11 protein-coding genes are annotated in these 14,442 nt (G+C 67.9%); 4 read left to right on the top strand and 7 right to left on the bottom strand.

Going from position 1 to position 14,442, the window contains the following annotated elements:
- Positions 1–66: 66 nt before the first annotated feature.
- The 4 genes from ACFX4F_RS17580 to imuA form a co-directional block, all read right to left on the bottom strand.
- Positions 67–573 carry a hypothetical protein gene (locus ACFX4F_RS17580; protein WP_099821509.1) on the bottom strand — a complete coding sequence of 169 codons (507 nt, stop codon included), beginning with the start codon at positions 571–573 and terminating at the stop codon, positions 67–69.
- An 82-nt stretch (positions 574–655) separates the two neighbouring features.
- A complete protein-coding gene (locus ACFX4F_RS17575) occupies positions 656–3,766 on the bottom strand; it encodes an error-prone DNA polymerase (protein WP_380657491.1) in 3,111 nt (1,036 codons plus the stop codon).
- Between the two features lie 5 nt (positions 3,767–3,771).
- A complete protein-coding gene (locus tag ACFX4F_RS17570) occupies positions 3,772–5,181 on the bottom strand; it encodes a DNA polymerase Y family protein (RefSeq protein ID WP_099821511.1) in 1,410 nt (469 codons plus the stop codon).
- A gap of 9 nt (positions 5,182–5,190) precedes the next feature.
- The gene (gene imuA, locus ACFX4F_RS17565; protein ID WP_099821512.1) at positions 5,191–5,805 is read right to left on the bottom strand and encodes a translesion DNA synthesis-associated protein ImuA; all 615 of its coding nucleotides are present in this window, start codon (positions 5,803–5,805) and stop codon (positions 5,191–5,193) included.
- 354 nt (positions 5,806–6,159) lie between these two features.
- Between imuA and ACFX4F_RS17560 the strand changes: the two genes are divergently transcribed.
- On the top strand, positions 6,160–7,038 hold the full coding sequence (locus ACFX4F_RS17560) for a sterol desaturase family protein (protein ID WP_243380363.1): 879 nt from the start codon (positions 6,160–6,162) through the stop codon (positions 7,036–7,038).
- Positions 7,039–7,046: 8 nt separating this feature from the next.
- Here ACFX4F_RS17560 and ACFX4F_RS17555 read toward each other — a convergent pair whose 3' ends face one another.
- Entirely contained in the window at positions 7,047–7,751 is a 705-nt protein-coding gene (locus tag ACFX4F_RS17555; protein WP_099821514.1) for a helix-turn-helix domain-containing protein, read from the bottom strand.
- Between the two features lie 86 nt (positions 7,752–7,837).
- On the bottom strand, positions 7,838–8,272 hold the full coding sequence (locus tag ACFX4F_RS17550) for a VOC family protein (protein ID WP_099821515.1): 435 nt from the start codon (positions 8,270–8,272) through the stop codon (positions 7,838–7,840).
- 336 nt (positions 8,273–8,608) lie between these two features.
- On the opposite strand from ACFX4F_RS17550, the gene ACFX4F_RS17545 reads away from it, so the two are divergent.
- Positions 8,609–11,404 carry a beta-glucosidase gene (locus ACFX4F_RS17545; RefSeq protein ID WP_099821516.1) on the top strand — a complete coding sequence of 932 codons (2,796 nt, stop codon included), beginning with the start codon at positions 8,609–8,611 and terminating at the stop codon, positions 11,402–11,404.
- A gap of 102 nt (positions 11,405–11,506) precedes the next feature.
- Here the strand turns inward: ACFX4F_RS17545 and ACFX4F_RS17540 are convergent, their stop codons facing one another.
- Entirely contained in the window at positions 11,507–12,412 is a 906-nt protein-coding gene (locus tag ACFX4F_RS17540; RefSeq protein WP_099821517.1) for a LysR family transcriptional regulator, read from the bottom strand.
- A 105-nt stretch (positions 12,413–12,517) separates the two neighbouring features.
- On the opposite strand from ACFX4F_RS17540, the gene ACFX4F_RS17535 reads away from it, so the two are divergent.
- Together ACFX4F_RS17535 and ACFX4F_RS17530 are read left to right on the top strand one after the other, a co-directional pair.
- Entirely contained in the window at positions 12,518–13,876 is a 1,359-nt protein-coding gene (locus ACFX4F_RS17535) for an MFS transporter (RefSeq protein ID WP_099821518.1), read from the top strand.
- Complete coding sequence (locus ACFX4F_RS17530; protein ID WP_099821519.1) at positions 13,876–14,262, top strand: DUF4440 domain-containing protein; 387 nt, start codon at positions 13,876–13,878, stop codon at positions 14,260–14,262. The genes ACFX4F_RS17535 and ACFX4F_RS17530 overlap by 1 nt, the downstream gene beginning before the upstream one ends.
- The last annotated feature ends 180 nt before the right edge of the window (positions 14,263–14,442 follow it).

The raw sequence follows: 14,442 nt of genomic DNA, 5'->3' as shown, positions 1-14,442 counted from the left end.
AGTCGAGCCATGCTCGACTGCTTCTGCCAAAAGAAGTCGAGCATGGCTCGACTCTACAAAAGCAGATCAGGGCGCGGCGCTGGCGCCGGGGCGCACGTAGTAGGACTGGCCGCTGTCGTCGAGGAACACCAGCTCCGGCTTGCCCTGCCAGGAACTCAGCATGGCGCCGGTGTTGTTCTGGTGCTTGACCATCAGGCTGGCGCCGCGGTCCGGGTTGGCGACCACTTTGAAGACTTCGGTGGTGCCGGTGGCATCGTCCAGGGTCAGCAGGGCTTCGCCACCCCGGTCGCTGGTGCCGTAGCCGCCGCGCTCGGAGCCATCGGGGCCGAGCAGGATCAGGCCGGACAGGGCGGTGGCACGCGGCCCCTGCGGGCGGCCCTGGCTGAGGGGATCGGGGACCGGTGCACCGAGGATCACCCGCGGCTGGCCGCTGGCATCGTGGATGATCAGGCCGCGCGCTTCGATCACGCGTTGCGGTGACTGGCTGCGATGCAGGTTCCAGGCGGTCCAGCCGGACACGAGCAACGCAAGTATGGCGACCACCAGGGTGGTCAGGGTCAGGGCACGCGCCATTGTGTATTCCTTCCTTGGACGTGGCCGACGATAGCGGAATCCGGTCGGTCGTGGCCAGTTCGTTGTGTGACGATGTGTATCGTCAATGGAAGTCGCGGCTGTGGCTGCGCAGTCCCTGCAGCAGTTCGTCCAGGCAGTGCATGCGCTGCACGATCACATGCTGCACGCCATCCACGCGTTCCAGTCGGCCGTCGATCTGCATCAGCTGCGTGTCTACCAGGATGTGGTGCTGGCGGTCGGCCAGATGTCGCCAGACCACGGCGTTGACCATGCCGGTTTCATCTTCCAGGGTAAGGAAGGTGACGCCGCTGGCGGTCTGCGGGCGCTGGCGCATGCGTACCAGGCCGGCGATGCGCACGCGCCGGCCATGGCCGTGGTTGGCCAGCTGCGCGGCATCCAGGCAGCCACGGGCTCGCAGCTGCGCGCGCAGGAACGACATCGGATGGCGGCCCAAGGTGGTACCGGTGCTGCGGTAGTCGGCCTGCATGTCTTCCCAGGCGCTGGGCAGGGGCAGGGCCACGCGTGCTTCGGCAGTGGCGCGGGCCTGGTCGAACAACGGCAGGCGGTTCTCCACGCCGGAGATATCCCAGCGCGCACGGTGGCGATGGCCGCTGAGGCCGCGAAGGGCGCCGGCGTCGGCGAGCAGGCCCTGCTGGCGCCGGTCCAGCGCGGTGCGCTGGCACAGATCGCCGACGTCGTCGAACGGGCGCCGCGCGCGTTCGCGCATGATGGCCTGCGCGGCCGGTTCGCTGCAGCCATCGACCAGGCGCAGGCCGAGACGGATTGCCGCCGCGCCTTTGCTGAAGTCCAGCGTGCAGTCCCAGTCGCTGTGGCGCACGTCCACCGGCAGTACCGTGATGCCATGCCGGCGCGCATCCTGCAGCAGCTGGTCGGGGCTGTAGAAGCCCAGCGGCTGGCTGTTGATCAGGCTGGCGGTGAACGCGGCCGGATGATGGCATTTCAGCCAGCAGCTGGCATAGGTGAGCAGGGCGAAGCTGGCGGCGTGGCTTTCCGGAAAACCGTAATCGCCGAAGCCCTTGATCTGCTCGAACAGGTGTTCGCCGTATTCCAGGCTGAAGCCGTTTTCCAACATGCCGGTCAGCAGCTTTTCGCGGTGCGGTTCCAGGCCGCCACGACGCTTCCAGGCGGCCATCGAGCGGCGCAGTGCATCGGCTTCGCCTGCGGTGTAGCCAGCCGCGTCCACTGCCAGCTGCATCACCTGTTCCTGGAACAACGGCACACCGAGCGTGCGGGCAAATACGCGCTCCAACCGGGCGGGATAGAGTGGATTGTCCGGATCGTTCAACGCATCCGGCCCTTGTTCGCGCAGGATCCGCCGACGTTCCAGGTAGGGATGGACCATGTCGCCCTGGATCGGGCCGGGGCGCACGATTGCTACCTCGATCACCAGGTCATAGAAATTGCGCGGCTGCATGCGTGGCAGCATCGCCATCTGCGCGCGCGATTCGATCTGGAACACGCCGATGGTGTCGGCGGCGCAGATCATGTCGTAGGTCCTGGCATCTTTGGAAGGAATGGCATCCATCCGCCCTGCATGCAGGCCATGCTGCTGTAGCATCGCCAGGCATTTGCGGATGGCGGTGAGCATGCCCAGTGCCAGGCAGTCGACCTTCATCAGGCCGGTGGCGTCCAGGTCGTCCTTGTCCCACTGGATGACGGTGCGGTCGGCCATCGCCGCGTTTTCCACCGGTACCAGGGTCGACAGCGGGTGTTCGGAAATCACGAAGCCGCCCGGATGCTGCGACAGGTGGCGCGGAAAATCGATCAGCTCGCCGGTCAATGCCAGCAGCCTTCGCATCAACGGTGTTTCCGGATCGAAGCCGCGCTCGCGCAGGGTCTCCGGCAGCGGGATGTTGCCGCCCCAATGATCCATCGCCGCGCCCAGTTCGTTGACCTGGTCCATCGGCAGGCCCAGCGCACGGGCGACATCGCGGATCGCGCTGCGGCCACGGTAGCTGATCGCCACCGCAGTCAACGCGGCACGCTCGCGGCCATAGCGGTTGAACACGTACTGCAGCACTTCCTCGCGGCGCTCGTGCTCGAAGTCGATGTCGATGTCCGGTGGTTCATCACGCTCGGCGGAGATGAAGCGCTCGAACAGCAGATTGCTGCGTGCCGGGTCGATCTCGGTCACGCCCAGTACGAAACACACCGCCGAATTGGCCGCCGAACCGCGCCCCTGGCACAGAATGTCCTTGCTGCGCGCGAAGCCTACGATGTCCTGCACGGTGAGGAAGTAGGACGCGTACTGTTTCTTCGCGATCAGGTCCAGCTCGTGTTCGATCTGCTCACGTTGCGCGGGCTTGATGCCCTTTGGCCAACGCCAGGAAATATTCTTCTCGACCAAGGCGCGCAGCCAGCTGTCCGGGTCGTGGCCCTCGGGCACCAGTTCGCGTGGGTAGGTGTATTTCAGCTGGTCCAGGGTGAAGTGGCAGCGTTCGGCGATGCGCAGGGTTTCAGCCAGCAGGTCGGGCGGATACAGCTGGGCCAGTGCGGTGCGTGGGCGCAGATGGCGCTCGCCGTTGGCAAACAGCCGCCAGCCGGCTTCGGCCACGCTGCAGCGGTGGCGGATCGCGGTCAGCGTGTCCTGCAGGGCGCGGCGCCGACGCACGTGCATGTGCACGTCGCCACTGGCGACCAGGGGCAACTGGTGGCGTTCGCCGAAGGCCTGCAATTGGTGCAGCCGGCGCGTGTCGTCGTGTTCGTGATGCAGTTCCACCGCCAGCCACAGGCGCTGCGGAAAACAACGGCGCAGCAGTTCCAGATCGGTGGCTGCCGGTTGCCGGTCCAGCCACAGGCACAGCAGGCCGTCGGGGAGTCCATGCAGATCCTCGCGCAGGCAGCGGTATTCGCCCTTGGGCGCCCGCCGACGGCAGGTGGTGATCAGCTGGCACAGCCCGGCATAGGCCGCCTGGTCGGTGCACAGCAGGGCCAGCTTCGGCCCATCTTCAACCTGGAATTCGGCGCCGACGATCAGCGCCACGCCATGCGTCTTCGCCGCCTGCCAGGCCCGCACGATGCCGGCCAGCGAGCATTCGTCGGTGATCGCCAGTGCGCGGTAACCCTGGCCGGCGGCGCGCGCGAACAGCTCCTCGGCGGTGGACGCGCCACGCTGGAAACTGAAGGCCGACAGGCAATGCAGCTCGGCGTACCCGGGCAGGTCGGTGTGCATGGGGCTCAACCGAACCAGCCGTGCAGCATCCACGGTGCATGCGGATCATTGCGCGTGCGGAAGGCCCAACCACGCTGGCCCTGCGCGGTTTCCACCACGTAATAGTCGCGGCGCGCATCGGCTTGGTCCCACCAGCCCGATTCGATCCGCTCAGGCCCGGCGACGATGCGCAGGCGCGGATCGCGCAGCGGCTGCGGCGTATCCAGCAGCCAGCCGGGGCGCAGCGGCCACCAGGCAGGTGGCTTGGCCGGCGGTTGAGTGCCGCTTGCACGTTCAGGGCGGTGGTCGGCCTGCACGGCCAGTGGCTGCACGGCGTCATCGCCCAGCCGTGCACGCAGGCGCTCGCGCAGCTGGGTCCATGGCATCGCCTGCGCTGGACGCGTATCGAACAGATCGCGTGCGGCCGGCACGAACGGCGGCAGCTGCTCGGCCTGCAGGCGCAATGCACGGCTGCCGGCGGGCAGGGCGAAGGCTTCCATGCGGTTGCGCGCGATCTCGAACAGCAGCGCCGCATCTCGTTCGGGGGCCAGCAGGCCGATGGTCAGCACGCTGGCTGGCAGCAGGTCGTGTTCGAAATGCAGGTCGAAACGCTGCACGCCGCCATCGCGCGAACACAGGAACGCGGCCAGGTCCAGCAGCAGGCGCCGCAGCGGGAACAGCAGGGCCTGGCTGGATTCGATCTCGTATTCGAATTCGATGCGCGCATCGAACCGGTCCGGCGGCTGGTAATAGCGCAACGGCGCGTTGCCCAGGCCGCGCACGGCATCCAGCTGCTGCAGCACCTCGGGGGCGAAGCGGCGGGCCAGGCTCTCGCGTGGCAGGTCGAAGGCCGCGCCCAGCGTGCGCAGGCCGGAGCGTGCCAGCACGGTCACCGCATCAACGGGCAGGCCACTACGCGCCAGTGGCAGCTGCGCCAGTGCGGCGGGCAACTGCTGTGCATCGATACCCAGGCCATCGTGCACATTGGCCAGCACGCGCGCGGCATGCGGGTTGGGGGCGGCGACCAGGCGATGGCGGAAGCCGAGGTCGTGCAGGCCGTTGCGCAGGCGTTGTTCGATCGTCAGCCAATCGCCGAACAGGGCACGGCTGGCACCGATTTCCAGCACCAGCGCATGCGGAAAATCGAGGCTGACCAGCGAGCTGGTGGCATACAGCCAGCTGGCCAGCAACTGCCGGGTGTGCTGTTCGGCGCTGGGATCGTAGTCATGCAGCTGCAGGTCCTGCACCAGTACCTGCGCAGCCGACAGCAGCATGCCTGGGCGCAGCCCCGCTGCCCGCGCGGCAGGGCTGACCGCACGCAGCACACGACGCTGCGCCGGCCCCTGCAGCAGCACCAGCGGCCGCTGCGGATCGGGCTGCAGGCGCAGCACGCTGTCCAGCGCCAGCTGCGGCAACAACAGGCAGGCCCAGTGCATGGCGCGGCCTCAGTGGGCGATGGCCAGCGGCAACGGCTGCGCCGGTGGCAGCCCGCCGCGGCACTTCAGCACCCGCACCTGGCCGTGGTCGAGCTGCAGGCGCAGGCTGGCCGGGGAGGGGTTGCGGGCGGCGCGTGCCTCGCGGAACACGAAACCCAGGCACTGGCCGCTGTCGGCGGCAACCTGCAGGCGGCGCAGGGCGCGATCGTCGGCCTGCTGCGGCCAGCACAGCACGGCGGCGCAGGCAGCAGAGCGCAGGCACTGCTCGGTCGCCCACAGGGCCTGCTTTGGTGCGGCGTGGATGATCTGCAGCTGGGCCAGGTCGAGCCCGGCGGCGGCCCATGCGGGGGCATGCGGGTGGTAGGGCGGGGCGACCAGCACGATCGGCCGTTCGCGCTGGCTCAGCTTTGCCAGCGCCGGCCAGACCAGGGCCAGTTCGCCGACCCCGGGTGCGGCCTGCAGCACTTCACACAGCCCGCTGGCCGGCCAGCCACCGCCGGGCAGGCGCGCGTCCAGCGCCGGGTGGCCACTGGCCAGATGGTCGCTGGCCTGCCCCTGGCGTGCCGGCCCGCGCCAGACCTGGCGGCCATCCAGCAGGCGGTCGAGGGCGACGACGGCGCCCATCAGCCGGTCCTCCGAGGGAGGCGCCGGGCTGGCGGGAAGCGACAGAAGTGGGCGGAAACGGCAGGCATGGAGCGAGTATCGACAGGCCGGTATCAGGGGCTGAGACCGGACATGCTACTCGGCTTGTGAGTAATATTACTAATGAAATCGGAGGGTGGGGTTTCAGCTTGCTGAAGGAGGTAAAGCATCCACGCATGGCGTGGATCTACTGGGGAATGGGGGGCTTGGCCACAGTAGATCCACGCCATGCGTGGATGGACGACGCGGGGATTGCGCCGTTTGTTCAAGCCGACCACCTGTACGCCCCGCCAACATGCAGGCCCTTCACTTCCCGGGTTGCCCATGAAGCACTGGATGCTCCGCCTGTATGCCCCGTTGTTCCTGCTGGGTTTTGTTGCTGCCGCCATCGGCTGGGTCGGTCACCATCACGGTGATCCGCTGTGGCTGCTTGCCTTGCTGGCTGTGGCCATCGCGGTGTCGTTCGCTGCCGAGCGGATGTGGCCATACGACCCGGCGTTCAACCACGACCATGGCGACCGCCTGCGCGACGTCCTGCATGCGCTGGTCAATGAAAGCCTGAACCTGCTGTCGATCGCCACGGTGCCGCTGCTGGCGGCGATCGTGCCCTGGCACATCTGGCCGATGCAGTGGCCATTCGCGCTGCAGGTGCTGGTGGCGATCATCGCGGCTGACCTTGGCATCACCCTGGTCCACTACGCCAGCCATCGCATCGGCTGGTTGTGGCGGCTGCATGCGGTGCATCACAGCGTCACCCGCATGTACGGTTTCAATGGATTGATGAAACACCCGCTGCACCAGGCCGCCGAAGCAGTGGGCGGCGTATTGCCGCTGCTGTTGCTGGGAATGCCGATGCCGGTGGCCGCAGTGCTGGCGTTTGCCATTGCGATCCAGTTGCTGTTGCAGCACTCCAACGTGGACATGCGACCGGGTGTGCTGGGCAGGGTGATGGCATGGGCGCCGCTGCATCGCTTCCACCACATCCGCTATGGCACTGCGGGCGACGTCAATTTCGGCTTGTTCCTGACCGTGTGGGACCACCTGCTGGGGACGGCGTTCGATGCGCCGGGCTATCGGCTGGGGCAGCGTGATCTGGGCATCGGCAGCCAGCCGGACTATCCGCAGGCGTATTCCGCGCAACTGCTGGCGCCGTTCCGCGAGCTGCCGCATGGCGATGTGCCGGAGCTTCCGGAAGGTCTGCGCAGGCGCGGTTGATCGGGGCGTCAGGCCGCGTGCAGCTGCAGGCCCTGCAGTTGCGCGGCGCCGATGCCGAACATGCGGCGCAGGCTGCGCGAGAGGTGGGGCAGGTCGGCGAAACCGGCGGCATGCGCGCTGTCGGTCAGGCTGTGCCCGCGCAGATGATGCGCCAGTGCGCTGCGCAGCCGTTGCCACAGCACCCAGCCGCGCAGGGTCACGGCCAGTTCGGACTGGAAGCGCCGATGCAGCTGGCTGGTCGACAGATGCGCGGCCTCGGCGATATCGGCGGCGGGCACCGGACCGGGCAGGTGCTGGGTGATGCGGGCCAGCGCCGCCTGCACGCGACGGTCCAGGGGTTGCGGGCGGCTCAGCCGTGGCAGCCACTTGTGCAGTTGCGCGGCATTGCCTGGCAACGACTGGAGATGCTGCTGGATCTGTTCGAGGTCGGCATGCGCCGGTTCGAGGAACACCGTGCAGCCGTCAATGGGAGCCGACAGGATCGCGTGTGGCTGGAAGGAGGGCAGCCATAACCGCTGGCCCTGCTGCCGCACGCCATCGATCTCGACCTGCCAGGGCGCGCCTTCGCTCAGCAGCAGTTGATGGGCGTAGTGCGCATGCGCAGCGCTGTCACCGGCGTGGCCGTGCAGCACGGCAACGTGTGCATCCAGCAGCAGGGTGCCATTCCAGGGCAGAGCGGGGGAGGACATGGTGGGATTGTAGATCCACGCCATGCGTGGATAGCGGTCATGGTGCCGCACGGCTTCGGGTGCAAGGCATCCACGCATGGCGTGGATCTACTGAGGTGGGGCGCGCCACCTCAGCGCCCCTGCGGGTCCGGCCGATGGTGCACGTACTCGACCACGGTGCCATCGGGATGCACCGCATTGAACGCCGCACCGGTGGGCACCACCTGCAGCGGGAAGATGATTTCGGCGCCAGCGGCCACCAGTCTGTCGTGATACGGACGGACGTCGTCGACCAGCAACGTGCCCGTGGTCGACGTGAAGGGCGCCAGCGCCTCGTCGCAGCCTTCGATCAGCAGGAACGCACCGACCATCGCCAGCCGCAGGCCCGCCTCGGGAAACGGAAAGCCGGCATCGGCGACCACACCCTGCAGCTGCTCGTAGAAGGCCACGCTGCGTTCCAGCTCGCCGGGGGCGACGAATACCCGGATCAGCACGCGCGGGCTGCGCTGGCTGGAGGTGTCACAGCGGTCGCGCCAGAGATGGTCGAAGTCGCGATGTACGGTCATGGGCTCGATTCGTCGCCGGGGAGATCCATTATCGGCAGCCTCGCGCGGCCCGCTGATGACCGCCGGTGATGGGCTGATAACCATCGTGCAGGTGGCGCCTGTGACTTAGGTCCTGTTGACAGCGATGAACGCCCTCGCACACTCTTCACATGATGGGTCGCCCTGCGCGGCCCGGACAGGCAGGTTGTCACGCACGGGAGGAGGGTCCCGCGCGCAGACCGGTCCGTCCTCTGGCCTGCAAGGCGTTGCCCGGCAACGCATGCGCGGCATGACGCTGCACCCTTCGGCGGCACTTTCCCTGGACCGATTGCCTTGGCAACGGAATTACGCCCGCCGATGAAAACGTTTACAAAGCCGCTCGCCCTGTCCCTGGCCCTGTCTGCCGCACTGGCCACCCCGGCCTGGGCCGACTCCGCCGCCTTCACCGTGCTGACCCTGGAGCAGGCGCCGACAGCGGACGCGATGCCGGCCCTGGCTGCACAGTTGAAGACCCTGCAGGTGGACGCGGTCAGCGTTCGCCAGGTGCAGCGCGGCATCGGCCAGGTCGATCCGCTGCAGTTGCTGGCCGATGGCCTGGGCTACCAGTACCGCTTCATCGCCGCCGGCAAGGATGATGGCCAGACCCAGCACGGCCAGGCCGTGTTGACCCGGCTGCCGATCGCCGCCGAATCCGGCCCGGACCAGCCGGGCCTGAACTATCTGCGTCTGGATGACGGCCGCCATGCGGTGGCGGTCTACACCGACGCAGGCGCCGGTGCCACGCAATTGCCGGCGTTGGTGTCGCGTTCGCGGCTCGGCGCGCCGGCGGTGCTGCTTGGTGCGGTAGCCGGTGAATCGGCCAAGGCCGCCGGCTTCGACCCGGCACGCGTGGCCCTGGAAGCCGATGCCAGCTATTTCAGCGATGGTTTCCAGGCTGCCAGCAGTGCGCCGTTCAAGGTGGAAGGCAGCACGCTGCGCGCGACCCTGCTGACCTTGGCGTATGCCGCCGACAAGGGCGGCGAGCAGCCGTGGATGGATACCACCCTCACCGCTGATGCGCGCGCTGCGCTGCTGCTGAAGGCGATGACCGAGGACGAGAAGTTCCAGATGCTGCACAGCTACTTCGGGCTGGGCAAGGATGGCGGCAAGCTGCCGGAAGGTGCGGTGGGTTCGGCCGGTTTCGTACCGGGCGTGGCGCGTTTGGGCATTCCGTCGCAGCAGTCGGCCGACGCCGGCGTGGGCGTGACCAATCCGGGTGGCATCCGCCCGGGTGATTTCGCCACGGCGATGCCGTCGGGCCCGTCCACGGCGTCCACCTGGAACCGGGGTGTTGCCTTTGCCGGCGGCGCGACGATGGGTCGCGAAGCCTGGCAGCAGCGCTTCAACATCCTGCTGTCCGGCAGCGTGAACCTGCAGCGTGACCCGCGCAACGGCCGCAACTTCGAATACGCCGGTGAAGATCCGCTGCTGGCCGGTTCGATGGTCGGCGCGGTGATCCAGGGCGTGCAGAGCCAGCACGTCATTTCGTCGATGAAGCACTTCGCGCTGAACGACATGGAGACCCGCCGCAACTTCCACGACGTGCGCATCGGCGAACAGGCGATGCACGAGTCGGACCTGCTGGCGTTCGAAATCGCGCTGGAAGCCGGTCGTCCGGGCGTGGCGATGTGTTCCTACAACAAGATCAATGGCACCTACGGCTGCGAGAACGGCTACCTGATGAACCAGGTGCTGAAGCAGGAGTGGAAATTCCCCGGTTTCGTGATGTCCGACTGGGGCGGCGTGCACAGCGGTTCGAAGGCGGCGCTGGCCGGCCTGGACCAGCAGTCGGCTGGTGAAGTGTTCGATGCGGCGGTGTTCTTCGATGAGCCGTTGCGTCTGGCCGTGCACGGCGGCGTGGTGCCGCAGGCGCGCCTGAACGACATGGTGGCGCGCATCCTGCGCACGATGTTCCTGCACGGCAACTTCGACAATCCGCCGCAGCACCAGAAGGTCGACGCAGAGGCCGGTTTCGCCGTGGCCCAGCGCACGGTGGAAGAAGGCAGCGTGCTGCTGCGCAATGAAGGCAGCCTGCTGCCGCTGGCCGACAGCGCCAAGCGCATCGTCATCATCGGTGGCCATGCCGACAAGGGCGTGATCGGTGGCGGTGGTTCGTCGATGGTGGGCGTCACGGCCAAGGGCACCAATGCGGTGCCGGGCGTGCTGCCGACCACCTGGCCCGGCCCGGTGATCTTCCATCCGTCCTCGCCGCTGGAATCGCTGCGTGCCGCACGTCCGGATGCCACCATCACCTATGTGGACGGCACCAATGCCGTCGCTGCGGCCAAGGCCGCGGCACAGGCGGATGTGGCTATCGTGTTCGCTACCCAGTGGGCAGCCGAATCGGTGGACCTGCCGGACATGCAGTTGCCGGACAACCAGGACGCGCTGATTTCAGCGGTGGCCAAGGCCAACCCGAAGACCGTGCTGGTGCTGGAGACCAATGGCCCGGTGCGCACGCCGTGGCTGGCACAGGTGCCGGCGGTGCTGCAGGCCTGGTACCCGGGCATCCGCGGCGGTGAAGGCATTGCCGCCCTGCTGACCGGCCAGGCCAATCCGTCCGGTCGCCTGCCGGTGACCTGGGTGGTGGACGAATCGCAGCTTCCGCGTCCGCACATCGATGGCCTCGGCTTCAAGCCGGCCAAGCCGTTCGGCGATGTGTTCGATTTCGATATCGAAGGCGCCAACGTCGGCTACAAGTGGATGGCGGCCAAGGGCCTGACCCCGACCTTCGCGTTCGGTCACGGCCTGTCCTACACCTCGTTCGCCTATGAAAACCTGAAGGTGAGCGTGGAAGGTTCGCGCTTGGTCGCCAGCGTCGACATCCGCAACACCGGCAAGCGCGCGGGTGCAGATGTCGCCCAGCTGTACCTGAAGCTGCCGGCCGGCAGCACCACGCCGATCCGCCTGATCGGCTACGACAAGGTCGAGCTGCAGCCGGGCGAACAGCGCCGTATCCGCATCGAAGCCGAGCCGAAGACCCTGGCCCATTACGATGCACAGGCCCGCCAGTGGAAGATCGATGGCGGCACCTACCAGGTGCAGCTGTCGCGCAATGCTGCCGAGCCGCTGCAGAGCGTGGACGTGCAGCTGGTGGAGCAGGTGCTGCGCTGATACGGCGCGGTCCTGATGCATGAAGACACGGCCCCGCAAGGGGCCGTGTTGGTTTGTGGTGTTGCCGCTGCGCTCGCCGGGCATGGCCGGCGGGCGAGGGATTCAGCCGGCGTCGTCACCAAACCACACGCGCAGGAAATCGATCAGCTGCCGCACCTTCGGCGAGGGCTGGTTGCTGTGCGGGTATACCGCGTACACGCTCTGCTGCGGGAAGCGGTGCTGGCGCAACACCGGCCGCAGGCGGTCGTGGGCGAGGTCGTCCTCGATCAGCCAGCGTGGCAGCACGGTGACGCCTGCACCGGCCACGGCGAACGCGCGCAGGCTGCTGGCCCCATCCACGCGTACCACCGCGTTGCCCGGGTTGGTGGCGAACAGGGCATCGCTGCCATCCGCTGCGACCACCGGCACATCGGCCAGGCGCGGATAGCCGAGGCGGGGCAGGGTGCCCAACTGTACGGGGTCATCGACAGCATCGGCGGATGGCAGGCGAGCCAGCAAAGCGGGCGCGGCGACTGCACACAACGGATGCCGCTCCAGCTCGCTGGCATGCAGTCCCGAGTCCGGCAGGCGGCCGAGACGGATCGCCAGGTCGAAGCGTTCGGGAATCAGGTCGGCCGGTGCCGGCGAGGTCGATAGATGCAGCACCAGCGCTGGATGCTGCGTGCGGAAGGCTTCCAGCGCCGGAATCAGCCGCAGCTGCGCGTACTCCGGGGTGGTCGTCAGGCGCAGCATGCCCTGCAGCTGATGCTGGTCGCGACGCGCGGCATCGATCGCGGCCTGCGCAGCATCCAGTGCCTGCACGCAGTGCTGCAGGAACTGTTCGCCGGCCTCGGTCAGCGCAAGGTGGCGGGTGCTGCGCAGCAGCAGGGTTACCCCGAGTTCCTGCTCCAATCGCTTCAGGTTGAAGCTGACCACGGCGCGGCTCAGGCCCAGGCGCTCGGCAGCGGCGGTCAGGCTGCCCGCCTCGACCACGGCGCGGAAGATATCGAAGCGATCGAGGCTGACCATGGCGATTGATTGTCAAAGCAGGTTTGACAGTGTTGCAGCTGTTGTCGTGTTTTTCCAACAAGGCCCGGACGGCATGCTGGTCGCTTCCCTGCTGGAGCGCCGCCAATGCCGTCCCCCCGCCTGCGCCATGAGGCGATCTTCCTGCTGGTGTTCGCCCTGGACCTGGTCAACATGTTCATCGCCACGGTGGCCTACCCGGCGCTGGCGGCCGAGCTGCATGCGGACATCGGCACCCTGGCCTGGGTGGGCACCGCCTACATGCTGGGCCTGAGCGTGGTGATTCCGCTGGCGCCGTGGTTGGCCGCGCGCTGCGGTGAGCGTCGCCTGTTGTTGCTTGCCTTGTTGCTGTTCACGGCGGCCGCGGGCCTGGCCGGCGCCGCGCCGTCCATCGGCTGGCTGCTGGGCTGGCGATTGCTGCAGGGGCTGGCCGGTGGCCTGCTGATTCCGGTGGCGCAGGCGGCGGCGTACCGGCAGTGCACGCCTGAACAACGCGGTGCGCTGACCCGGCGCATCCTGCTGGTGGCGTTGCTGGTGCCGGCACTGGCGCCTGCACTCGGCGGCCTGCTGGTGCAGTGGCTGTCCTGGCGCGGCGTGCTGTGGGCCAGCCTGCCGCTGGCGGTGCTGGCGATCGCCCTGGTACTGGCGTGGATGCCAGCCGATGGCCGGCGCAGTGCGCCACGCCTGCAGGGCTATGCACTGGCCACCGCGATGTCTGCGCTGGGCGCGTTGCTGCTGGCGCTGACCTGGCTGGGTGAGCCCGGCCATCGCTTCGCCGGTGCAGGGTTGCTGCTGCTGGCGACAGTGCTGGCTGTCGCTCATCTACGCCATGCGCGCCGGCAGCCGCAGCCGCTGCTGCGCTGGTCGCTGCTGTCCCATCGAGGCCTGCGCATGGCGATGCTGGTCTATCTGGCGGTGCCGGGTGTGTTCATCGGCAGCCAGCTGGCCAGCACCCTGCAGTTGAACCACGCCGGTTACAGCGCTGCGCAGATCGGCGCCCTGATGCTGCCGTGGGCGCTGGCCTCGGCACTGGCGATCACCGGCAGCCGGCGATTGCTGGCGTGCGTCGGGCCGGGCACGGTACTGCGGCTGGGCATGGTCCTGCAGGCCAGCGGTCTGCTGCTGATGGCGCTGCAATCACAGCCACCGTTCGTGCTGGCCGCCATGCTGTTCGCCTTGATGGGTGCGGGTGGCAGCCTGTGCAGCAGCACCGCGCAGACGCTGGCATTCCATGGTGTGGACGCCGAGGCACTGGGCGATGCCAGTGCGCTGTGGAACCTCAACCGCCAGCTCAGCTTCTGCCTGGGTACCGCCGCCATCGCGCTGCTGCTGGCCTTGGCCATGCAGTGGTGGCCGGCGCATGCCACCGGCGTGGCGCTGGGACTGGCCGCCGTACTCACCCTGTTGCCGATGGCGCTGCTGCACCGCGCGCAGCTGCATTCCCTTTCCACGACCGAGACCGCTTGATGGACATGACCGCCGAACACGAAATCCACCTTCTGCACGACAAGCTGCAGGCCTGGTTCCGCGCGGAGATCGCGGCCGATGCACTGGACGATCTGATGGCGCATTTCTGCGCGGACTTCAGCATGGTCGGCATTGCCGGACGCAGGTTGGACCGCAGTGCAGTGCAGGCGCTGTTCGCGGGTGGCCACGGTGCACGACCTGGGCTGCAGATCGCCATCGAGGCTGTGCAGGCGATGGAAGCGCCGATGCCGCTGGCGCTGCTGCGCTATCGCGAGGTACATGCCGTAGGCGCGGGCGAACCCACATGGCGGGAATCGCTGGCGGTGCTGCGGCAGGAAGACGGGCGCTGGCGCTGGCTGGCGTTGCATGAAGTGCCGGTGACGTGATGGATCCGCCGGGCATGGCCCGGCGCTATCGTGGTTGTCCGCGAACGGGTAGCGCTGGGCCATGCCCGGCGAACGCAGCGGCAGCGGCCCGCACATGTGCCATCAGTCCTGCCTGTAAACGCCGCAGAATGCAAAGCAGGCACGCGCTTTGCCGGGGGCTACGGGAGTAGGCTGGAACCT

Origin of the sequence: Stenotrophomonas sp. YIM B13575 (assembly GCF_042787595.1) — a bacterium.
Taxonomy (GTDB): Bacteria; Pseudomonadota; Gammaproteobacteria; order Xanthomonadales; family Xanthomonadaceae; genus Stenotrophomonas; species Stenotrophomonas lactitubi_B.
Note: the sequence above shows the minus strand (reverse complement) of the source record. Positions and strands in the feature narration are given on the sequence as shown.

Excerpts from the sequence above, each read along its gene's own strand:
- ACFX4F_RS17535 (WP_099821518.1), top strand. The coding sequence starts at position 12,518 with ATGCCGTCCCCCCGCCTGCGCCATGAGGCGATCTTCCTGCTGGTGTTC.
- ACFX4F_RS17570 (WP_099821511.1), bottom strand. The coding sequence starts at position 5,181 with ATGCACTGGGCCTGCCTGTTGTTGCCGCAGCTGGCGCTGGACAGCGTG.
- ACFX4F_RS17545 (WP_099821516.1), top strand. The coding sequence starts at position 8,609 with ATGAAAACGTTTACAAAGCCGCTCGCCCTGTCCCTGGCCCTGTCTGCC.
- ACFX4F_RS17555 (WP_099821514.1), bottom strand. The coding sequence starts at position 7,751 with ATGGCGTGGATCTACAATCCCACCATGTCCTCCCCCGCTCTGCCCTGG.
- ACFX4F_RS17560 (WP_243380363.1), top strand. The coding sequence starts at position 6,160 with ATGCTCCGCCTGTATGCCCCGTTGTTCCTGCTGGGTTTTGTTGCTGCC.
- ACFX4F_RS17530 (WP_099821519.1), top strand. The coding sequence starts at position 13,876 with ATGGACATGACCGCCGAACACGAAATCCACCTTCTGCACGACAAGCTG.
- ACFX4F_RS17550 (WP_099821515.1), bottom strand. The coding sequence starts at position 8,272 with ATGACCGTACATCGCGACTTCGACCATCTCTGGCGCGACCGCTGTGAC.
- ACFX4F_RS17575 (WP_380657491.1), bottom strand. The coding sequence starts at position 3,766 with ATGCACACCGACCTGCCCGGGTACGCCGAGCTGCATTGCCTGTCGGCC.
- ACFX4F_RS17580 (WP_099821509.1), bottom strand. The coding sequence starts at position 573 with ATGGCGCGTGCCCTGACCCTGACCACCCTGGTGGTCGCCATACTTGCG.
- ACFX4F_RS17540 (WP_099821517.1), bottom strand. The coding sequence starts at position 12,412 with ATGGTCAGCCTCGATCGCTTCGATATCTTCCGCGCCGTGGTCGAGGCG.
- imuA (WP_099821512.1), bottom strand. The coding sequence starts at position 5,805 with ATGGGCGCCGTCGTCGCCCTCGACCGCCTGCTGGATGGCCGCCAGGTC.